Genomic DNA, 21795 nt, shown 5'->3' on the forward strand with positions numbered 1-21795 from the left:
CACTTGATTCCTTTTCTAGAAACTTGAAGATATTGAAATTACGTGGATTCCCGCTTTAAAATTCAATTCGGAATTGTTTTTTCTCTCTTCTTTCTCAGTTCCCAAGTCTTTGCCAAATTACCCAATTCGTTTACAGAAGACATCAAATCAGATTACTCTCAATTTTGGTTTTTGTATGAATCAGAGAAGAGAGGTCGACAAAGTTATTTAGCCTTCCGTCCCTTTTACATTGGTTTTAGTGACAAAACCTACGCCTTTCGATTTAAAAGTTATCTCTCTCCTTTTTATTATAAAGAAGAAACCAATTACTGGTATACATGGTCTTCTTTATTTTTCTTTAGTGGGACAGGATTCAAACATGAAGAGGGAGATCATGATGAGGATATTCTTTTTACTCCTCTTTTCATTTGGGGTAAGGGAGAATCACAAAGAGAAAACTATTTTAGTGTCTTTCCCGTTTACGGGAAAATCAGAAACAAACTTTCCTACCAAGAACTCAGTTATGTTTTGTTTCCTGTTTACTCCGAATGGAAATATAGAACCTACGAAGCAAAGTCCATCCTTTGGCCCTTAGTGATGTGGGGAAAATCGGAGACAAGAAACGATTTCCGAATTTTTCCTTTCTATTCAAAAAAAGAACATGAAGGAAAATACAATCGTAACTCCATTCTTTGGCCTTTTTTCCAATGGGGGGAAGAGAGATTGGATAAAAAAGAACCAACATCCTATTCTATTTTTTTTCCATTTTATAATAGTAAAGATTCTAAAGATGGGAATATGAAAAGTAGAGCCTATCTTTGGTTTCCGATTTTGAACTCTTTATTCTCTTATGGGTATGACAAAAAAACGGGACAGACCAATTACACAGCGCTTTTTATATTTTTCCAATACACAACTTCGGAAAAAAAAGACACAGAGAAATTAGTTTTTTTTCCTTTTTATGGATATTCCTATTTTGCCAACAAAGAAGCAGAATTTGTTACTCCATTTTACATTCGTTTATCGCAAAATACTTCTCACTTAAAATCGACTTCCCATTTTTTATTACCTTTTTATTCTCAAATGAAAAGTGAATATGTCCAAACTGGTAGAGAAGATTATTACTGGAAACTATGGCCATTCTTCCGCTACCACAAAGATTCCGATGGGAATTTTGGGTGGAATACACTTGCCATCATTCCAGTAAGGTTTGAAGTTATGGAAGATGTTTGGGAACCAATATTTTCCATCATTGAATACAAAAGATCGTCCAATGGAGAGAAACGTTTGCATTTAATCACAAGACTTTACACTCACAGATGGACAGAAGAAGAAACGCATATACATATCCCCATCCTTTTAGAATATTCGAAATCTCCCACTGGTTTCCGTTATGAACTAGCTTATGGATTTTTTGGAATCGATACCCGCGATTCCAAAAACAAATACAAACTCCTCTGGTTGGAAATATGAAACGAATTTTTTCCAAAACCGTAGAACCATTCCTCTATGCAATTGGATTTACTGTATTACTCCTCTTTCGTTCGATTGGCCAGTCCCATCATCTTTACTTCAAAAGAAAAGAAATCTTAGAACAAATGTTTATTGCGGGTGTTGGGTCTCTATTTGTTGTCTCTATTGTTTCTATTTTTACAGGAATGATCCTTGGACTCAATACTGGTCTTGGACTTAGAGACTTTGGTGCGGAAGGTCAAATTGGCCTTTTACTCACGATCACCCTTACCCGCGAGATGTCCCCCTTTATGACCTCACTCATTTTGGCAGCTTCTGTCGGTTCGGCGATGGCAGCAGAAATCGGAACAATGAAAGTCTCCGAAGAAATTGATGCTTTGGAAGTGATGTCGATAAATCCCATCAGATACCTTGTGATGCCAAGGATTGTAGGTTTTTCACTCATGGTTCCTGTTCTTTGCATTTACTCTGCCGCCTTAGGAATCCTAGGTGGTGCCATTGTAGGTCATTTCCAACTCGGAATTGATATGATTAGTTATTTCCAGGATGTCTACTTTCGGATTTCTTCGGTTCCCGGTTTGAAAGATTTGTATGTAGGATTATTAAAAGGATATGTATTTGGGATTACTATCTCGACCATTTCTTGTAGCCAAGGGCTAAGAACCGAAGGTGGTGCGATTGGTGTAGGCCAAACCACAAGGCAAGCAGTAGTCACATCTTTCCTCATGGTCATTTTTTCTGGTTATGTGCTGACAGCCTTATTTTATAAATGAAGGAAACTATGGAAACCTTTGCCATCGAAATGAAAAACGTCCATAAAACTTTCGGGAAACGAAAGATCTTACAAGGGATGAACATCACTGTCAAACAAGGAGAGACAATGGTCATCCTTGGTCCTTCTGGTACAGGAAAATCAGTCAGTCTGAAACATATTACGGGTCTTCTCGATCCCGATGAAGGGGATTGTCAAATTTTTGGTGAATCCATAGTCACTGCAAATGAAAAGAAAAAAGAAGAACTAAGATCCAAACTCGGAGTACTTTTCCAATCGGGGGCACTCATCAATTGGCTCACCGTATATGAGAATGTCGCCCTTCCTTTACGAGAACATAAAATTGCCTCGGGGGCCGAACTCGATCGAATTGTGATGGAGAAATTAAAATGGTTGGATTTAGTTCCCGCCAAAGACACGTTACCCAGTAATATTTCTGGGGGAATGAAAAAACGCGTAGGCCTTGCCCGTGCCCTCACCTCTCAACCTAAAATCGTGTTATATGATGAACCTACCTCAGGACTTGATCCTGTTATGTCCAATGTCATCAATGATCTTGTGATCCGATTGCAAAAGGAACTTGGACTCACTTCTATTGTTGTTACCCATGATATGAGCTCTGCTTACCGAATTGCGGACAGGATTAGTTTTCTTTATGAAGGCAAAGTCTTGTTTTGCGGAACCTCAGAAGAAATCCAAAAATCACCTAACCCTGTCATCCAACAGTTCATCCATGGAAACACGGTGGGGCCGATGATTCTGGACCATTCTGAATTAAAAAAAGGAAAATCCAATTGACTTTGCTTTTGCATCCAGGAGAACTTTAGGCAATGCCTACTATAGGTCGCGCTCTCATCGTCGGTCTTCTTTTTATCTTTTCTCTTGTCGCCGTGGGTTATTTTACCATTGTCACAGAAGGTGGTCCCTTTCAAAAATCGGGATACCAACTCCCCGTTTATTTTCCCGATGCGGAAGGGATTAAAATCGGAAATAAAGTCACCATCCATGGGGTTCCGTTCGGATATGTTTCTAAAATCCGTTTAGTGCAGATCGATGAATATGGAAACCTTCTCCCCGATGGAGAAACGGGAATTGGAACCAAGGTCGAACTCACCCTTCTCCTCAAAGGCAAAGTCCAACTTTTCTCAAATTACGAGATTAATATCAAAAACGAAAGTCTACTTTCGGGTCGTGTAGTTGCTTTGGATCCCGGCTCCAAATTTCCTGTGGATCCCAAAACAAAGGAATACCTGATGACGGAACCGGCTCTGACGAAGCTAGAGATTTCCCCTAGATCCGGAAAACTAATGCCCATCCAAGGAAAAGTCACCCAAGACCCACTCGTTTCCCTTTCAGAACTCATTGCTGAAAATCGCTCAGACATCCGTAAAACCGTTCAGAACATAGCCAATATCACGGGAAAGATCAACGAAGGCCAGGGAACTCTCGGAAAACTCATCAACGAAAGCGATGTTCACAAATCCGTGAACACCACCCTGGGAGACGCCCAAGTGGTTTTAAAGGAACTAAGAGAGGGACTAGAAGATACCCGCGAACAAGCCCCTGTGACCAGTTTCATCCGTTCGGCTCTCAGCGCATTTTAGCACTAACACGTAAAATACGGTCAGTTTTGTAGTAAAAATCTTTGGTTTGGCGCACAAATTAGGTGCGTCACATTCCCACCACACTGTTGTAAAAAAGAGACATTTTTTTGACTTGGGCCTCCGGTTTTGGAATTGTCCCTCCCCCCTTTTCTACAAATTTGTAAGTAGGAACTGATTATGGTAACGGCGATACATAGAAAAACGATCCAAAACTCGATCACACTTCGGGGAATTGGGGTGCATTCCGGGAAAATGGTGACTTTACGGCTCCATCCAGCGGAAGCAAATACAGGACTGATTTTTTATCTCTACAAAGGCACAGAAAAGATCCGAATTCCCGTCTCCCTCGACCATGTTGTCGACACAAGTAACGCCACTACCATTGGGGATGGAAGTTCCAACCGAGTGCAAACCATTGAGCACCTTCTCGCCGCCGTCCATACCCTAGGCATTACTGATTGTATTTTTGAAATTGATTCCGTTGAAGTTCCGATTATGGATGGATCCTCCCTCCCGTTTTGGGAAGGAATCCGCTCTGCAGGGATTCGGGTTCTTCCTGAAACCATCGAACCCATTACCATTTCCAACCCAATTTGGGTGGTTGACGGGGATAAATACCTCGTTATGTTACCTTCCGACGAACTCAAAGTCACTTACAGCATCGATTTTAACCACCCGCTTCTCCGGGGCCAATCCTATACAACCACTCTCGACGAATCCATATTGGGAACAGACATTCTCCCTGCCCGTACCTTTGGGTTCTTGAAAGACGTAGAAGCCCTCCAAGCAAGGGGACTTGCTATGGGTGGGTCTCTCGACAATGCTGTGGTTCTTACTGATGACGGGTATTTAAACGAAACTTTACGTTATGACAACGAATGTGTCCGCCATAAGATCCTAGATCTTGTAGGGGATTTGGCCGTGATGGGAAGACCTTTCCGTGGCCATTTGATCGCTTCTAAAGCGGGTCACGCCCTGGACATCTCTCTTGCCAAGTGCATTATGAGCCAAGTCACAGGAAACGAACTCACACAGTTCAAAAGCAAACGAATTCCACTTTTCTCTAAAAAACAAGCCGCTCGGTAAATTCCGGCTTTTTTTACTTTCCAAACGCTCCCTTTCCAAAAGTATTTTTGCCAAAGGGACGGATGGAAGAAAAAACCACATTCAAAGGCATTTCCGCGTATCCAGGTACGGTTTATGGTAAGGTTTTCCGGTGGAAACAGTTCAAACGGAAACGGGAAGATCGTACAGACTTATCACCAGACGAAATCAAAGAAGAAGTAGAACTACTCAAAAAAGGCTTACTGAAGACAGAAGAAGATTTAAGTGACCTTGTCCAAAAATCAAAACAGAACCGTGAACTATCAGAAATTCTAGAATCTCAAATTGTATTTTTAAATGATCCTTTATTCAGAGCCCGAGTTTTCGAAAGGATAGCACAAAACAATGAATCGGCGGGACTTGCCCTAGAAACAGCCGTTAGTTCTTTATACGACGAATTCCAATCCATACCGGATGAATTCTTTCGGGAACGTGCCGACCATATTTTGGATATTGGAAAACGAATCGAATCCAATCTCTATCCAGACAAAGCAGGCGACCAATCCAAAATTCCAGATGATGTCATCCTCATTGCAAAAGAAATCACTCCTTCCGAAATGATCCAATTAGGAAAAAGTAGACTTCGGGGAATTGCCACTGACTTTGGTGGAAAAACGGGACATACAGCCATCATTGCCAGAAATTATGGAATCCCTACCATCGTGGGTTTAAAAAATATCACCTCACACGTAGAAGACGACGATTATATTTTACTCGATGCCACGAAAGGAATTTTGAATCGTTCTCCAGGCATTGATGAAATCAAACTAGCTGGAATCAGAAGTGAAATTCAAAAAACTCAACCCATTCGCGAAATCAGCGATGGACCAAGAGAGATCAAAACTAAAGACGGTAAAAAGTTTTCCCTCAGGGCCAATATTGACTCCGAAGACGAAGTGGATTTGGCCTTTGAACAAGGGGCTGATGGGATTGGACTTGTCCGAACCGAAATCCTTTTCATTCGTTATGTGGAATTCAAACCCACTGAAGAAGAACAATTTGCAGTTTATAAACGAATCTTATTAAAAATGGTAGGTAGATCAGTCACTTTCCGAGTTTGGGACATCGGTGCTGATAAAATGGAAAATGGATATGAAGAGGCCAATCCATTTCTAGGAAACAGGGGGATTCGTTATCTCCTCCGCCATCCACATTTTTTTAAGGAACAAATTAGAGCACTACTTCGTGCGAGCGAATTTGGAACCATGCGGATCATGCTTCCTATGATTACCACTCTCTCTGAAATCTTACAAACAAAGGCACTTGTCGCAGAATGTTTAGAGGAATTAAAACAAACAGGGCTTGTGATTACTAAAAAAATTCCCATTGGGATTATGGTAGAAACTCCTGCCTGCGCGTTAAACCTCCCCTTTCTGGGTAATCATGTAGATTTTTACAGTGTGGGAACCAATGATCTTTTGCAATACTTACTAGCTGTAGAACGGAACAACCATTTGGTGGGAGATTTATACAATCCTTGGCAAGTGGTATTTCTGTTATTACTAAAAAACATTGCAGATGTTGCCAATTCACAAAAGAAACCTATCAGTATCTGCGGAGAGATAGGAAGTGATCCTATGTTTACTGCGGTTCTTATTGGACTTGGGTTTCGCGATTTGAGTTCCGCTTTGCCTCTCATGCGTGAGGTGGGCGAAAAAGTTCAGGAAATCTCCAGTTGGAAGGCAAAACTTCTCGCCGAACAAGTAATTGGTCTTGCAGGCGAAGAAAAATTTGAAGAAATCGAAACCCTTGTTTTAGAAACCAAGGGATAATCCATTGGAAAAAAATGAATGGCAACTAACTTAAACTAAGAAATCGTATTTTACTTTTTCTATTTTTTAGTTTAAGGTTGCGCAGATAAGGGACTTACCTCTTCTTTTCCTTTTAGTAAATGGAGGATTGATTTTTTCCTCCAAGTGTAAATCCCATACAAAAGAATCGCACCTATCCAAGAACAAAGTACAAAGAATCCATAAAAATTGGTCATACTTCCCCACTGGTTTTGGTAACCAGAAAGGATTCCTGCTGCATAATGCCCAAAGGCATTGGACAAAAACCAAATTCCCATGAGAACCGATGCATACTTTGTTGGTGCCATAAAACTCACAAAGGATAAACCGACCGGAGAAAGACAAAGTTCACTTAAAGTATTCCAAAAATAAACAAAAACCAAAAACAAAATAGAAACAGAAACACCTGTTTCTGCATACTTGGCCGCAACAACCATTACCAAAAATCCAATTCCGAGTAAAACAAGACTTAAAACAAATTTTAAAACCGGATTTGGGTTTTGGTTCCGTTTGGCAAGACCTGCCCAAATTACAGAAACAATCGGACCAAAAAGTAAAATGAAAAGCGGATTTATGGATTGTAATACAGATGCCGGAATTTCCATTCCTAGTAAAAACCGATCCGTATTTCTTAAGGCAAATAAATTGAGTGACGAACCCATTTGTTCAAAGGCCATCCAAAAAAAGATGCTAAAAAAAGATAGAAGGACTATGAGTAAAATTTTTGGTTTTGTCTCAGAATCCTCTACACCGGAATCTGTATTCACAAAACCTTCCTTTTGTTTTTGCCAAATCGAATCCGGTAATCTTTTACTACCAAAATAAAAAACCACCATTCCGATAGCCATACCCACACCGGCAGATAAAAAACCCAAATGCCAATCTACTCGTTCGCCGAGACTCCCACAAATAATGGGACCAATGAGTCCTCCTAAATTAATCCCCATATAAAAAATGGTAAACCCACTGTCTCGGAGTCCCGGTTTTCCATCATATAACCTACCAAAGATGGTCGACATATTGGGTTTAAAAAAACCATTTCCAAGTGCGAGTAAGATAAGACCCAGATAAAAAAAAGACAAATCAGAAAATGCTAAGGACACATGCCCACATAACATTAAAAAACTTCCCAGATAAATGGAAAACTTGTAACTCAAGAAACGATCTGTTAAAAATCCTCCGAGAACTGGAGTTAGGTATACAAAACTCGTATAGAATGCGTAAACTGCTCCAGCATCCGCATCAGAAAAACCAAGCGACTTTACCAAATACAAAACAAGGAGAGCCCTCATCCCATAATAACTAAGTCTCTCCCACATTTCTGTCAAAAAAAGTGGAGTGATTCCTTTCGGATGTTCATGTAACTCTAGTTCTATTTGGTTCTGCTTTTCCAAATGGTTTCCTCTTGTCCGATCGAAAAATTAACAAACCGAGCAGCCGCAAATAGATAATCAGAAAGGCGATTGAGATAAATTCTTAAATCGGTATGAATTTCTCCACCCGATTCAATATAAACCAAAAGATCTCTTTCCAAACGTCTACAGATGGTTCTTCCAATATGAAGGGCACTTGCCATAGAAGATCCTCCAGGCAAAATAAAAAATTTAATCTCAGGTAAAACTTCCATCAAGCGATCAATTTCTTTTTCTAAACCTTCTACATCAGACAAGTGAACTACGGTTCCGTCTTTCGAATCCCTCGGTACATAACCTGCAAGTTCCGATCCAATTTCAAAAAGAAAACTTTGGATACTTTTTAAATGATCGATAAATCTAGAATCCAAGGGCAAATCTTTGGAAAAAGAAAGAGCAAGGCCTATCGTACTATTCAACTCATCACAACTTCCGTAGAGATCCACTCTCGGATCTGTTTTGGAGACCTTGATTCCAGAAGCAAGGTAGGTCTGGCCACCATCGCCAAATTTGGTGTAGATTTTCAATTTCCTGCTCCTTACCCTCTAAAATTTCTTTACAGGCTTAAGTTTTTTGGTATAGAATATTCTGGAAAGGCAAAATTCACGGAAGAACCAAGGACAGGCAACCCCTTCTCTTCCCGATGAGTACGGATACTCTGGACAGTGGTTTTTGCTTTTCTCCGCATGTAGGGAAACAGGCGGGTCATGGACACACAGGAGGGTGTGACAATGATTATCAATCACAACATCAGCGCGCTAGTTGCAAAACGAGCGCTCTCAAACACCGGGCGTGACATGGATAAATCCATGGAGCATCTAGCAACGGGTATGCGAATCAACAGGCCAGGGGATGATTCCCTGGGATTTGCTGTGTCCGAAAAATTAAGATCACAAATTCGGGGCCTTGGCCAAGCAGAACGAAATACCCAGGATGGTATGTCGTTCCTTCAGGTCACCGAAGGATCTTTAGACCAAGTAAACTCAATCTTACAGAGGTTACGTGAACTTTCCGTTCAATCGTCAAACGGGATTTATTCTAACGAAGACAGAAAACTAGTCCAGTTAGAAGTCTCCCAACTTGTCGAAGAAGTGGAACGAATCGGAACTTCTGCTGAGTTTAACAAAATCAAACCATTGGATGGAAGGTTTTCACGTTCCTCCAAAAATCCAATGACCTTGCAAGTGGGAACCAACGGATCAGAAAAGATAGAACTTTACATCAATACGATGACCAGTTCTTCCCTCAAACTGAAACAAGGCGGAACGAAGTTGACCCTATCAACTCCAAACAAAGCTTCCGACTCACTCCAAGTTTTGGACGACGCAATCACTAAAGTCAACCGCTTGCGGTCTGACCTAGGTGCCTATTACAACCGATTGGATTTAACTTTGAAATCACTGAGTAACAACTACGTGAACATTGTTTCTTCTGAGTCGCAAGTAAGGGATGCTGATATGGCGACGGAAATGGTAGAATATTCCAAAAACCAAATCCTCACAAAATCAGGTGTGGCGATGCTTGCACAAGCAAACCTTCGACCGGAATCCGTAGTAAAACTCCTCACGGACAGATACTAATCCCGATCGAAAAAGAAAAGGAAATCCTCCTTGCAAACAGGGAGGATTTCTTCAAACTTTGTCCTTATACTTCACAGAATAGTGTAAGCGAGGACAATCACTTTGAAACAAATCATCTCCGGAATTCTTTCCCTATCATTACTTTCCACAGTCGCTTGTGGACTATCGGAAAACACAAAAAGACTAATTCTTAGCACATCGATCGGATGTGGTGTGGGTCTTGCGCTTGGTGCTGTTTATGATGAAGCACAAAGAAAAAAAGATACTAAAAACAAAAAGAACGATTTCCAAAGACAAATTAAAGAATCTCTTGCATTAGAAAAGAAAAAACCACAAAACAAAGGTAAGATTGTAGGACTTGGAGCTGGTTGTTTGGCGGGACTTGGAACTGGCTTCTATCTCAATACAATGTATGACAACATGGCAGAAGAGATGAAAAAACAAGGAATCACTCTTGAAAAAAGTGAAAGAGGCGGCGAAACAGTTGCTCTTACTGCCACTATGGACGGCGGAATTGCTTTCGAAGATGGAAAGGCTGACCTCAAAGGAAAAGGGAAAGAAAATATTGATAAACTAGCAGAAGCACTTGCAGCCTACCCAGAAACAAAAATCAATATCTCTGGTCACGCGAACCGCACAGGTGCAGAAGACCTAAACCAAAGATTGTCCCAAGACCGAGCAGTGACTGCGAAAAACGCGATCGTTGATAACGGCGTGGAAGGAAAACGAATTGGAACCGTACAAGGACTTGGTTCTTCGACTCCGATCAAAGGTGTAGATCCAAAAGATGGATCGAACCGACGTGTGGAAGTGGAAATCGTTCCGGCTACTTAAAACCAGGACGACATAAAAAAAGGGACAATCTGTCCCTTGGTATCTGACCGAGAAGCCTACATTCTTTATGTAGGCTTTTTTATCACCGGAAAAGAAATTTCTAAATTACATTCCAAGGCCAGGGAATCCACCCATAGCTTGCATTTGTTTGGCGGCTCCGGCTTGTGCATCCTGCAAAGCTTTCGTATACGCTTCTTGGATAGACTTTTCTAGAAGATTTTTATCTTTTTTCTCAAGTAGTTCATCCTCAATTTGAATGGATTTCATTTGAAATTTTCCATCCAGAGTCACCGAGAGTAGTTTATTTTTTGCAATTCCTACAAAATTGAGACCGGCAAGTTCCTTTTCCATGGTTTTTACTTGCGATCGCATCTTTTTCATCTGTTTGAGCATATCAAACTTGTTTCCACCTGCTCCACCGAACATAATCACCCCTTTTCCTTTCAGGATTATTTTTCTTAAAAAGAAGGCAAATATAAAACTTATCTTTGTCGATACTGAAACTATGATCCATCCAAATTCTCCTTACAAACGAATCTGGGATCTTTTTGTTTTTATCTGTATCACTTACTTTGCCATTGAAGTTCCGATTCGGCTTGTCTTTCATTATAAACTTTCTGCGGGAGTCAATTACTTTGAGAGAGCCATCCAAATTGTATTTGGAATCGATGTAATTTTGAACTTTAATACCGCAATTTTAAAAGACCGCCTACTCATCCATAATCGAAAGATCGTGACAAAAACTTATTTGCGTTCTTGGTTTCTCATCGATTTTTTATCTGCCTTTCCCTTTGACCTTTTTGGTGGATTTTTTTTCCAATACTTGGGAGTAACAGATGGATTAAAAATTTTAAGACTCCTCCGGTCTGTCAGAGTTTTCGAACTTTTTAAATCCCTTCGACTTTTGGCACTCGGTACTGATTCAGATGACCGCTTCAAACTAGTAGAAGTGATCAATCCCATGACCTTTCGTTTGATCTTTTTTGTGTATTGGACAAGCCTCTTTGCCCATTGGGTAGCCTGCGGATGGATTCATTTAGGTCCTGAATTTTTATCCGATAAAGATATGACCACAAGATACATTCGAGCACTTTACTGGTCCGTCACCACACTGACAACAATTGGTTACGGAGACATCACTCCAATTACCAACAAACAAACAATTTATACAATGGGTGTGATGATTTTAGGTGTAGGTATCTATGGATATGTCATTGGTAATATTGCCACCTTACTCTCAAATTTAGATGTTTCTCGGGTTACATTCCAAGAAAAACTAAATACCATTGATAGTTTTATCAAATACAAAAAATTGCCACCACATCTCGCCAATCGCATTCGTTCCTACTATGTCAATCTTTGGGAAAACAAACATGGAATTGATGAAACGGAAATTTGGGACCAACTTCCTTCAGGGATCAAAATTGATGTATCCATGTTTTTACATAACCATTTGATTTCAGTAGTTCCTTTTTTTAAAGACGCTCCCGAAGAATTAAAACGAGAAGTAGTTTTAGAATTAAAACCTGCTTTTTATATGAAAGGAGATGTCATTTTTAGAGAGGGGGATGTTCCGCACAATATGTACTTTTTATCGAAAGGTCATGTAGAAGTAATTAAAGAAAATACAGGGGAACTCGTTGCAACTTTAAACTCAGGTTCTTTTTTTGGAGAAATGAGTCTTATCGATAATTCATTAAGAACCGCCACGATCAAAGCTGGTTCCTATTGTGATGTATATACTTTGGGAAAAGACCGGTTCGCTGAAGTTTTAAAACACCATCCAGGATTTGCCAAACATATAGAAATGATTGCAAAAGAACGAAAAAAAAATCAATCCACCAAACGAAAGAGTAAAAGAAATAAACCTCATTCAATGAATTAAAGGGATGGATGAGCCCTCTCTTCTTTAAGGTTTTAAAGACAAAATCGAATTTTCTGGATCCACAAGAGAAATGGCTTCGTCCGCCAAACGATCAAAAGCATGCCATGCATTACTGTCTTTTTTTAATGGTTCTTGTTTTTCTGTTTTTGTTTTGATGGTCTCTGATTTGGGAATCTCACCAAGAGTTGGAATCTCTTCGATTTGTTTTAATTTTTCGAGAAGATCGCGATGTTTTTTGGATGCTCCAAACCAAGAAGGAACAAAGGCTGTTTTTTTCTTTTGACTAAAAATAGTTTCTGTTTGTGTGATCTCATCCAGAAGCAAATTCACTGCACGGATGGTCCATTTACTAGGAGTTACCGGAATTAAAATTAAATTGGAATTATAGATAGCAGTCGTTAGTTCGTGTTTAGCCGAACCTGGAGTATCGATGATAACAAACTTATAAGTATCTCTCACTTCATCCAAAGCTCGTTTGAACTGCAAACAGAGGCTACTAGAATCTGGATTGTATTTGGTAAGTTTTGCCAAACTAAGAGTAGAAGGTAAAACATCGAATTGACTCGTTTTTCGAATGCAGTCAGTCATTCGTTTCATTCCGAGAAGAACAGTCATCACATTAGATTCCTCTAGGGAAGTAAGATCCAAATCGGGCAAACAATAGTCCGTTAAATCCCCCTGCATGTCCATATCCACAACCAGGGTTTTTCCACGCCTCGCCAGTGCACAGGCCAAATGGGCTGCTGTAGTGGATTTTCCACTCCCTCCCTTAATATTGGAAACTGAGATGACCTTCATGGGGCATAGAATTCTCCTAATTCACCCTTTGACCACCGATTTTTTTTGAATTTTCCTTGGAAAGGACTTCGTAGTCCTTAATTTGGGTTCAGTTATGGCATTCACGATTCGGTTCCGCGTTTGGGACAAACAAGAAAAAGAATTCTCTCAGAAAGGCTTTAGTTTAACCCTAGATGGAAAACTTTTAAAGTTTGGCCAGCCTATCACCAATGAAGACAATTTTATAGTGAATAGTTTTACCGGCCTAAAAGATAAATACGACAAAGACTTATTCGAAGAAGATATCATTGAACATACTGTGGCCAAAGGTGGAAACCTAACTCAGCATACAGGCATTATACGGTACAACAATGAACACGGGGCTTTTTATTTAGAAAATGGACCTCCACTTTTGCAACTTTTTTCGATCCGCAAAGTTGGTAACCCTTACGAAAACCCTGTTCTTTACGATTTGTATCTAAAAAGTAAATCTTGAGATTTTTATTTTCCACCAGTATCGTTTTCTTTTTATTCAATAATCCTCTGAAGGCCAATCTCTTAGAGGATTATTGGAAGGCTGTTCAAAACTCTAAAGAAAAATTTGAAATTTCAGATCATAGCCCCAAACGGTTTACCTTTCGATTCGGGGGCGAGATTCCAGGAGTGTTACACAAAGAATCACTCAACCATGAAATCTTTTGGTTTTGCCAAAAGTATTTAGATAAATACCATTCTAACCTCCCTTATCCAAGGTTCAAACAAGACATTAGATCTCACCTAACTGAATTCTATGGAGATCCCGCACAAAATTTCCTGAGTGGGAAACTTTCTTTTTCCTGTTTTTCCGGTTGGAAAGAAGGAGGTTCCTTATTGAAACTTTCTTTCTTTTTGAATGAAGAAGAATTTTTTCCTTATCGTTGGGATTATTATGATTCCAAAGGACAACTATTTTTAACAGAGGAAGACGAAACCAAAAACGGCAAAAAAGATAGTTTCACTTATTATTCACAATCAGGTTGCCCCAAAGAAATCACCAAAGATAAAAACGATTTTGGTGCCATGGATGAATGGTGGTATTTCAAAAACTGCCAACTGGTCCGAGTAGAATATGATTCGAATGAAAACGGATTTCGAGAAAGAATCTGTCATTATGAAAACGAAAAAGAAACTTATTGTGAAGGTGTGGGAGAAAAAGAAGAAAGAGAAGCCATTCGTTTCGAAACAAACCAAAACTTTCCCGAGGCTTTAAAATTTTACAGAAAGTCTTTAATGGAATATAAAAAGGAAGTTTCCAACGGTACCTCTAGAACCTGTTCACTACTCAAAAAAATTGCAAATATCGAATACAACGAAAGAGATTTTGTATCCTTTACCAAAACCTTAGATGAGTTTTTTTCCATAAGAGTTTGTGAATCGGATTCCCTGGATGTATTAATATATAAATCTTATTATTATTTGTACGTACTCGGAGATTACAAAACAGCAAAGGATAGTTACCAAAAAACTGCGGAAATTTACCGTAAAACTCACGGTGAAATCAGTCCTGAAATCTCATTAAACTTAGCTTATTCACAATTTATGGACAAAGATCCTAATGCTTGTTTGGTTAGTCTAGAAAAACTAAATAGTCGTAGGTTGACTGCTTACCCTCGGTTTTTCTTATTTTATTACCGCGGTTCTTGTGAACTCAGTCTTGGTCGTTATGAAGATGCGTATACGAATTTAAAAAGGGCACAAATTCTCGGAGGGGAACGAGAATTTTTATCTGTAGTATATTATAAATTAGGCAGAGCCTCTTTTGCCACAAACAGAGAAAGTGAAGGAAATCTCTGGACTCACCAAGCATTATTGAATGATTTTAGTTTAATGGAAAAAATGGATACAGATCCACTTTTTGAACCATTCTTTAATTCCCCAAACGGGAAATCGCATAAAAGAAAATATTACTTGAATAAACCAAAAATACAATGATAGTCAGCCCCTACGGAGACTAAAACTATCAATGAAAAATTTTACGACGCTGAATGATGTTTTTTATTATGCCAACAAGGCTTATGGTTCCAAAGAAATGTTCTTTGGAAAGGATACCCAGAAAAATTTCAAAGGTCGTACTTTTTCAGATATTTTTCATCAAGCGGAAAACCTAGCCCTTTCTCTTTTACAAATGGGATTACAACCAGGTGATAAAGTTGGTCTGATGGCCGACAATAGAACCGAATGGGCGATTGCAGACATCGCCACCTTGTTAAATGGTGCCATCAATGTCCCCAGAGGTTCTGACTCCACTCCGCAGGAAATCGAATACATCTTAACTCATTCAGAAAGTAAATATTGTTTTGTTGAACACGAAAAACTTTACGACTCTTTAAAACCAATTTTATCCAATACCAAAGTCCAAAAAATAATCATTCTAGATCCGTCTTATCAACCCAAAGATTCCAATTCTATTTCGATAGAATCTCTTATTCGTGATGGGGAATCTCTTCGAAAAAACCTACCTTCTCTCGAACTTAGATCCAAACAAGTCAAACCAGATGATCTTTTTACTATCATTTATACTTCAGGAACCACTGGAATGCCAAAGGGAGTGATGCTTACCCATCAAAACATGGTTTATAATGTGGTTAAAGTTCCTCCTCGAGTGGGACTAAAAAGTTCGGACAGGACTCTTTCGATCCTCCCTGTCTGGCATATCTTTGAACGTGCCATTGATTATGCGATCATTGCGGAAGGAGCATCAATAGCTTATACCAATATTCGAGATTTAAGAGATGACTTTCAGAAAATCAAACCTAGCTTTATGGCTTCGGCTCCAAGACTCTGGGAAAACTTGTATCTCGGAATCAAACAAAAGTTAGAGAAAGCTCCAGAGAACAAAAGGAAGTTATTCGATTTCGCTTACGACATTTGTAAAAAATTTAAAGATGGGCAAGACTACTTGGCAGGAAACAAACTCCTCACCAAAGAAGAATCTCCCTTTGAACGAGCAAAAAATACGACAGTTTCCCTTGCGTCTGTCCTCAATTTGTTTTTACTTGCCAAGGTTCTAGATGGACTTGTTTTTGCGAAAATCCGAGAGGTCCTCGGAGGTCACCTAACAGGAACTATTTCTGGAGGTGGTGCTCTCCCTTCTCATGTGGATGAGTTTTTTAATGTAATTGGGATTCCTGTTTATGAAGGGTATGGGATGACAGAGTGCGCTCCAATCATTTCGGTTCGTTCCGTTGGGAAAGTAGTTCAAGGTTCGGTTGGGAAATGGCCAGAAGGAACTATCGTAAAGGTTGTGAATGACCAAGGGGAATCCGTTCCAAGAGGCAAAATGGGAGTCATTCATATCAAAGGACCACAAGTTATGAAAGGTTACTATAAAAATACAGAAGCTACATCTAAAACGGTAGTGGATGGTTGGATGAATACCGGAGACCTAGGTTTTATCTCTTTTAACGATACACTTTCCGTTCGTGGTCGAGTCAAGGACACAATTGTTTTACTCGGTGGAGAAAACGTTGAACCAGTCCCAATCGAAAACTTACTTCTCGAAAATGCATTGATCAACCAAGTGATTGTTGTAGGCCAAGATCAAAAATCACTCACAGCTCTTATCTGGCCAGATAAAGACAGAATGGCAGAAGCTGGCCTTACCGTAAAAGATGGAGAAGACTTAAACCAAAACAAAGAAGTAAGGTTATACTTCCAAAATATCGTTAAAAAACAAATCTCTTCAGAAAATGGATTTAAGTCCTTTGAAAAACTTTCTGACTTTCGGTTTTTGCCGAAAGCCATGGAAGTGGGTGATGAACTGACAAATCTTTTTAAGATGAAAAGAAATGTCATTCATGACAAATACAAAGATCTGATCAAGTCGATGTACAACTAAAGAGAATTTAGAATCGTCACAACAATCTCCCCCAATTCCTTAGAAAGATTGGGGAGAGAGGCTATCGACTCTAACTGCTTTTTTGCTAATTTGGGAAGTTCGCCTTTTTGCTTTGAAACAGGTGAAAATAATTTAGTAAGTGCTGCTGCCATTTGAGGATTGATTTCATTGAGACGTTTGATTCTATCCGCAATAAAATCGTATCCACTCCCATCTTCTTTATGGAAACTCAAAGGATTTCTAGCCAAACTAAAATATAATGAACGCACCTTATTCGGATTACGAATGTTAAATTGTGGATGATTTTCTAACTCTTCGGCAACTTGCGTCCGATTTTCACCAGAGGCCACTTGGGCCGCAAACCAAACATCCAAAACCAAACTATCTTTTTGCCATTTTTCGAAAAACAAATTCACAGAGTTTTCTTTTTCCTTTGAATCTACTTCCAAAAGATATTTTAGAGCGGATACTTCTTCACTCATATGTTTAGCTTCTCTTTGTTCCATCATGGCCAACCTTTCAAATTTTTTTGATGGGTCATGAAGAAGATAAAAGAGTGCAGTATTTTTCAAACGGCGTTTACCAATTTCTTCTTTGGTTTGGATCGGAATGGTTTTTCTGTTCTCTTCAAATAATGTTTGAAACTGGGGCGTAAAGGTAGTTGTTATCTTTTGGATTGCTTTTAACCGCAAATCGGATAATTTTTGAAATTCATAACAACCAACACTTTCGCTAATTTGTGTTAAACCAGGAAAAGAAAGATAAAAGCTATGGTAGGTTTTGTCCCATCCCTTTCCAAAGGAATCGGAAATGGTATCTAAAATGACAGAAAAGTTTTCTTCCTTACCAGAGGCGAGTGATTTGCGAAACCAATCAAAAACCAGATTTTGAAAGGCAAAAAACTTAGAAACACCATCTGTTTCCATTTTTGCTAAAATCTGTATTTCTTCTTCTGATTGTTTGTATTCTAACCTTACTGGACTCGAAAGAGAACGAAAAAATGAAACAATCGGTTTTGTTCCCGTCTCATCCAATGCAGGCAATCTAATTTGATCACGATCTCCCGTCATGATTCGTCTCTCTTCTTTTAAAAGGGAACCTTCTCTATTAAAAACAGCAAGTGAATTGGAAAATACAAGTGGGTACTCACTAGATCCCGTATCCGCAAGATCAAAAACCCATTCATTCGAATCTTGAGAGTAAGTTTCTTTCACTGAAATCAAAGGAGTTCCACTTCTGTGATACCAATTTCTAAGATTTGGAATCGAATGACTTGCGACCTCTTCCATCGAAGAAATAAATTCTTCAAAAGTAACACCTTGTCCGTCATATTTGGAAAGGTAATGTTTCAAACCTTTTTTGAAATTTTCTCGGCCGATTAGTTCCGAAACCAAACGAATGACTTCTGCTCCTTTTTCATAAACAGTGACAGTATAAAAGTTATTCATTTCTTTATAAGATTTAGGAAGGATAGGATGGGACATTGGTCCCTGATCTTCCGGAAACTGGAATTCTTTTAGAAACAAAACATCTTTGATTCTTTTGACCGCAGGATCTGTCATATCCTCAGTAAACCATTGGTCCCGAAAGACGGTAAGTCCTTCTTTCAAAGTGAGATTGAACCAATTGCGAAGTGTTACGCGGTTTCCTGTCCAGTTATGGAAGTATTCATGTGCGATCACAGCGAGGATGGCTTCAAAACTTTCATCTGTAGCGGACTTTTTATCAGCTAATACTAATTTTGCGTTAAAAAGATTTAAACCTTTGTTTTCCATGGCTCCCATATTAAAATCTTCCACGGCAACAATCATAAATAAATCTAAATCATATTCTAAACCAAAGGTGTCTTCATCCCACTTCATTGCCTTTTTTAAAGAATCAAATGCAAAACTAACCTTCTCTTCGTTTCCTTTTTCGACAAAAATCTTAAGAGTGACTTCTCTACCCGACATTGTGAGAAAAAAATCTTTTGTTTCAACGAGTTCCCCTGCGACCAAAGCAAAAAGATAAGATGGTTTGAGATACGGATCCTCCCAAACCACTTCCTTTTTTCCATCGGCAAAAGTATTTTCACTGATTGGATTTCCATTGGATAACATAATAGGAAAAAGAGTTCCATCACCAGAAATGGTGACCCGAAACCGCATCATATTATCCGGTCTATCTATTGAATACACAATCTTACGAAAGCCCTCAGGTTCGTTTTGTGTACAAAGCATAGAACCTGATTTATACAAACCTTCCAAAGAAGTGTTTCCAGCAGGGTTAATTCTATTTTCAACAGATAGTTTGAATTTATCTTTTGGGGGATTTGGAATTAAAATACCTACCGGAGAGACTTGGTATTCGTTTGGATCCAGAATGGTTCCGTCAATGCGGATGGATAAAAAATCTAAAGACTCACCATTTAAAAAAAGAGGTTCTCTTTGGTTTGCACTCAGAACCACCTCATATTCGGCCCTAACTACAGTCAGGTGTAAATCTAAATCAAAACGTAAATCAACACTGGGGGTGAGCCAAGGGGTGGGTTTATAGTCTTCTAGTTTGTGGATAGCTGAGGAGGATGAAGTCATCCTCCTTCTTTACGGGACGGGTCATCCCAGAAAAGTGAATTTTAATTCTGTTTCTCTTTTCTTTTATCCTCAGCGAAGGTCACTTTTAAGTTCCGACCATCTACAGGTTGCCCGTTCATTTGAGTGACTGCTTCCTCCGCCTCTTCCGCATTGGCGTACGTAATGAAAGCAAACCCTCTGAAATTACCAGTTTCTCTATCATGAATCATTTTCAGATCTTGGATTACCCCGTAAACGGAGAAAATCTGGCGTATATTTTCTTCCTTAAGGGAAAATTTCAAATTTCCCACATAAATTTTTTTAGAAACCATTCCTGTCCTCGTAAAACGAAATGCATGTTCCAAAGTCCATGGAACGGGTCGATTAGATACAATCGAAAGAAAATGTCAACATCAAATATTTCTTGCATATTCTGAAAGATCGAGATTATTTGTATGACTTCTCTAGGTAGCCCTTTGAACGAAAAACCCTATATTCTCTGTATCGACGACGAATTCTTTATCCTATGGAACCTGAAAGAACAACTAAAAAAAGTGTTTGGCTCAAGTTTCACCATTGAAACCGCCGAGAGTGCTGAGACTGCAAAAGAGATTATGAAAGAAATTGAGGGTTCATCCGCAGATTTAGCAGTTGTCATCTGTGACCATGTGATGCCGGGCCAAAAGGGCGATGAGTTCCTCATCGAAATGCAAACAACCCACCCTAGAACCAAAAAAATCATGTTAACTGGTCAAGCCCCTGCGCAAGCTATAGGGAATGCACTAAACCATGGTTGTTTGTACCGATATTTATCAAAACCTTGGGATGCTCATGATTTAGAGCTCACCATCAAACAGGCCATTGACGCCTATTTCCAAGAAAAGTCCTTAGAAGAAAAAAACAAAGAACTTGCGGACACCTTATACTTTCACCGAGATTCAAAATACCCCAATTTTGAATCTCTAGTAAAGCAACTAAAAGGAGATGGTAACACAAAACTCCAACAGTCAATTTTACTCATTAAAATCGTCAGTTTCCCAACTATCATTAAAACCTTCGGAATCGAGGTCTATCGTAAAGTTTTTAAAAAACTATTGCAGCTCCTCTCTGTCCATCTACAGAACGAAGACAAGGTTTACCATATTTATTCAGATGAAATTGCAGTACTCTCTCTTTTATCGGAAGGAGAACTCATTGAAAAAATGCGAAGTTTTCGGATGATCTTAAAGTCAGATGACCTGATTTTAGATGGTGTTGGATTTCATTTAGAATGTCGATATTCTTCGGCTAACGGGCAAGAAGATTGTTATTACAAGGCAAAACTTGCCCTGTTTCAAGCTGAAACACAAGGGTCCTCTGACTTTGTAACATATACAGATGACCTATCAACAGACCACCATTTACAAAACTTCCAGTGGAGTCAAAAAATCCAGACTGCGATTACAAACAAACAAATTGTTCCCTATTTCCAAGGGATCATGGACAACCAAACAAAACAAATACGAAAGTTTGAATGTTTGGCGCGTATTAAAGACAGAGATAAAATCCTCACCCCTGACGTATTTTTAAAACTCGCAAAGGTTACAGGTAGCATTCGTATGATCGGTTTACAGATGATAGACGAATCTATGAATTATTTTTCTGATAAACCTTATGACTTTTCTATCAATCTTACAGAGGCAGAACTAGAGTATAAAAGCTTTAGCAAATGGGTAGATGCCAGGCTCTCTTATTACAAAATTGATCCTAAAAGAGTTTCTTTCGAAATCCTTGAAGACATCAGTTTTTCTGAAAACAAAAACAGTCTCCATACCATTCACGACTTAAAAACCATAGGTTGTCAGATTGCGATTGATGATTTTGGAGTTCAATATTCGAACCTAGCCCGTTTGCTTGAGGTTGAACCAGATTATTTAAAAATTGATGGTCAGTTTATCAAAAATTTACCAGAAAACAAAACAGCATACCTACTTGTCCAAGGGATTGTGGAACTTGCCAGAGGAATTGGAGCGAAGGTCGTTGCTGAGTTTGTTGATCGCCCTGCGATTCAAGACATGATCGAAACTTTGGGAATTGAATACTCACAAGGTTATTTATTTATGAAACCTTCACCTGGAATACCGGAACCAAGTAGTTTACAATTATAAAATGATCAC

The 21795-nt window shown here is 39.1% G+C and carries 19 protein-coding genes; 13 read left to right on the forward strand and 6 right to left on the reverse strand.

From position 1 onward, the window contains the following. Positions 1-42: 42 nt before the first annotated feature. The 6 genes from CH361_RS09975 to ptsP all read left to right on the forward strand — a co-directional run bounded on the left by CH361_RS09975 (position 43) and on the right by ptsP (position 6704). Entirely contained in the window at positions 43-1452 is a 1410-nt protein-coding gene (locus CH361_RS09975; RefSeq protein WP_100790690.1) for a hypothetical protein, read from the forward strand. After that, positions 1449-2225 carry an MlaE family ABC transporter permease gene (locus tag CH361_RS09980; RefSeq protein ID WP_100790691.1) on the forward strand — a complete coding sequence of 259 codons (777 nt, stop codon included), beginning with the start codon at positions 1449-1451 and terminating at the stop codon, positions 2223-2225. Before CH361_RS09975 ends, CH361_RS09980 begins: the two co-directional genes overlap by 4 nt. An 8-nt stretch (positions 2226-2233) precedes the next feature. Continuing rightward, on the forward strand, positions 2234-3022 hold the full coding sequence (locus CH361_RS09985; protein ID WP_100790692.1) for an ABC transporter ATP-binding protein: 789 nt from the start codon (positions 2234-2236) through the stop codon (positions 3020-3022). A gap of 32 nt (positions 3023-3054) precedes the next feature. Further along, positions 3055-3828: a mammalian cell entry protein Mce gene (gene mce / locus CH361_RS09990; protein ID WP_100790693.1), complete on the forward strand. Its 774-nt coding sequence runs from the start codon at positions 3055-3057 to the stop codon at positions 3826-3828. Positions 3829-4005: 177 nt separating this feature from the next. Continuing rightward, positions 4006-4914, forward strand: coding sequence for a UDP-3-O-acyl-N-acetylglucosamine deacetylase (gene lpxC, locus CH361_RS09995; RefSeq protein ID WP_100790694.1), 909 nt, complete (start codon positions 4006-4008; stop codon positions 4912-4914). A gap of 62 nt (positions 4915-4976) precedes the next feature. Then, on the forward strand, positions 4977-6704 hold the full coding sequence (ptsP, locus tag CH361_RS10000) for a phosphoenolpyruvate--protein phosphotransferase (RefSeq protein ID WP_100790695.1): 1728 nt from the start codon (positions 4977-4979) through the stop codon (positions 6702-6704). A gap of 71 nt (positions 6705-6775) precedes the next feature. Here the strand turns inward: ptsP and CH361_RS10005 are convergent, their stop codons facing one another. Then, on the reverse strand, positions 6776-8116 hold the full coding sequence (locus CH361_RS10005; RefSeq protein ID WP_100790696.1) for a peptide MFS transporter: 1341 nt from the start codon (positions 8114-8116) through the stop codon (positions 6776-6778). Next, positions 8095-8661, reverse strand: coding sequence for a cob(I)yrinic acid a,c-diamide adenosyltransferase (locus tag CH361_RS10010; RefSeq protein ID WP_100790697.1), 567 nt, complete (start codon positions 8659-8661; stop codon positions 8095-8097). Before CH361_RS10010 ends, CH361_RS10005 begins: the two co-directional genes overlap by 22 nt. A 204-nt stretch (positions 8662-8865) precedes the next feature. On the opposite strand from CH361_RS10010, the gene CH361_RS10015 reads away from it, so the two are divergent. Together CH361_RS10015 and CH361_RS10020 are read left to right on the forward strand one after the other, a co-directional pair. After that, positions 8866-9714: a flagellin N-terminal helical domain-containing protein gene (locus CH361_RS10015; protein WP_100790952.1), complete on the forward strand. Its 849-nt coding sequence runs from the start codon at positions 8866-8868 to the stop codon at positions 9712-9714. A gap of 102 nt (positions 9715-9816) precedes the next feature. After that, on the forward strand, positions 9817-10548 hold the full coding sequence (locus CH361_RS10020; RefSeq protein WP_100790698.1) for an OmpA family protein: 732 nt from the start codon (positions 9817-9819) through the stop codon (positions 10546-10548). 105 nt (positions 10549-10653) lie between these two features. Here CH361_RS10020 and CH361_RS10025 read toward each other — a convergent pair whose 3' ends face one another. After that, on the reverse strand, positions 10654-10974 hold the full coding sequence (locus CH361_RS10025; RefSeq protein WP_100790699.1) for a YbaB/EbfC family nucleoid-associated protein: 321 nt from the start codon (positions 10972-10974) through the stop codon (positions 10654-10656). A gap of 79 nt (positions 10975-11053) precedes the next feature. Between CH361_RS10025 and CH361_RS10030 the strand changes: the two genes are divergently transcribed. Next, a complete protein-coding gene (locus CH361_RS10030; RefSeq protein WP_100790700.1) occupies positions 11054-12433 on the forward strand; it encodes an ion transporter in 1380 nt (459 codons plus the stop codon). Positions 12434-12457: 24 nt separating this feature from the next. Here the strand turns inward: CH361_RS10030 and CH361_RS10035 are convergent, their stop codons facing one another. Further along, a complete protein-coding gene (locus tag CH361_RS10035; protein WP_100790701.1) occupies positions 12458-13231 on the reverse strand; it encodes a ParA family protein in 774 nt (257 codons plus the stop codon). 94 nt (positions 13232-13325) lie between these two features. Between CH361_RS10035 and CH361_RS10040 the strand changes: the two genes are divergently transcribed. The 3 genes from CH361_RS10040 to CH361_RS10050 are packed head-to-tail and all read left to right on the forward strand — an operon-like array spanning position 13326 to position 17087. Continuing rightward, the gene (locus CH361_RS10040; protein WP_100790702.1) at positions 13326-13706 is read left to right on the forward strand and encodes a YopX family protein; all 381 of its coding nucleotides are present in this window, start codon (positions 13326-13328) and stop codon (positions 13704-13706) included. Positions 13707-13726: 20 nt separating this feature from the next. After that, entirely contained in the window at positions 13727-15181 is a 1455-nt protein-coding gene (locus tag CH361_RS10045; RefSeq protein ID WP_100790953.1) for a tetratricopeptide repeat-containing protein, read from the forward strand. Between the two features lie 31 nt (positions 15182-15212). After that, entirely contained in the window at positions 15213-17087 is a 1875-nt protein-coding gene (locus CH361_RS10050) for an AMP-dependent synthetase/ligase (protein ID WP_100790703.1), read from the forward strand. Here the strand turns inward: CH361_RS10050 and pepN are convergent. Further along, a complete protein-coding gene (gene pepN / locus CH361_RS10055) occupies positions 17084-19660 on the reverse strand; it encodes an aminopeptidase N (protein WP_100790704.1) in 2577 nt (858 codons plus the stop codon). The genes CH361_RS10050 and pepN overlap by 4 nt on opposite strands. A gap of 41 nt (positions 19661-19701) precedes the next feature. Further along, complete coding sequence (locus CH361_RS10060) at positions 19702-19971, reverse strand: RNA recognition motif domain-containing protein (RefSeq protein ID WP_100790705.1); 270 nt, start codon at positions 19969-19971, stop codon at positions 19702-19704. Positions 19972-20115: 144 nt separating this feature from the next. On the opposite strand from CH361_RS10060, the gene CH361_RS10065 reads away from it, so the two are divergent. Beyond that, complete coding sequence (locus CH361_RS10065; protein WP_100790954.1) at positions 20116-21786, forward strand: EAL domain-containing response regulator; 1671 nt, start codon at positions 20116-20118, stop codon at positions 21784-21786. Positions 21787-21795: the final 9 nt, after the last annotated feature.

The organism is Leptospira brenneri (genome assembly GCF_002812125.1).
GTDB lineage: Bacteria > Spirochaetota > Leptospiria > Leptospirales > Leptospiraceae > Leptospira_A > Leptospira_A brenneri.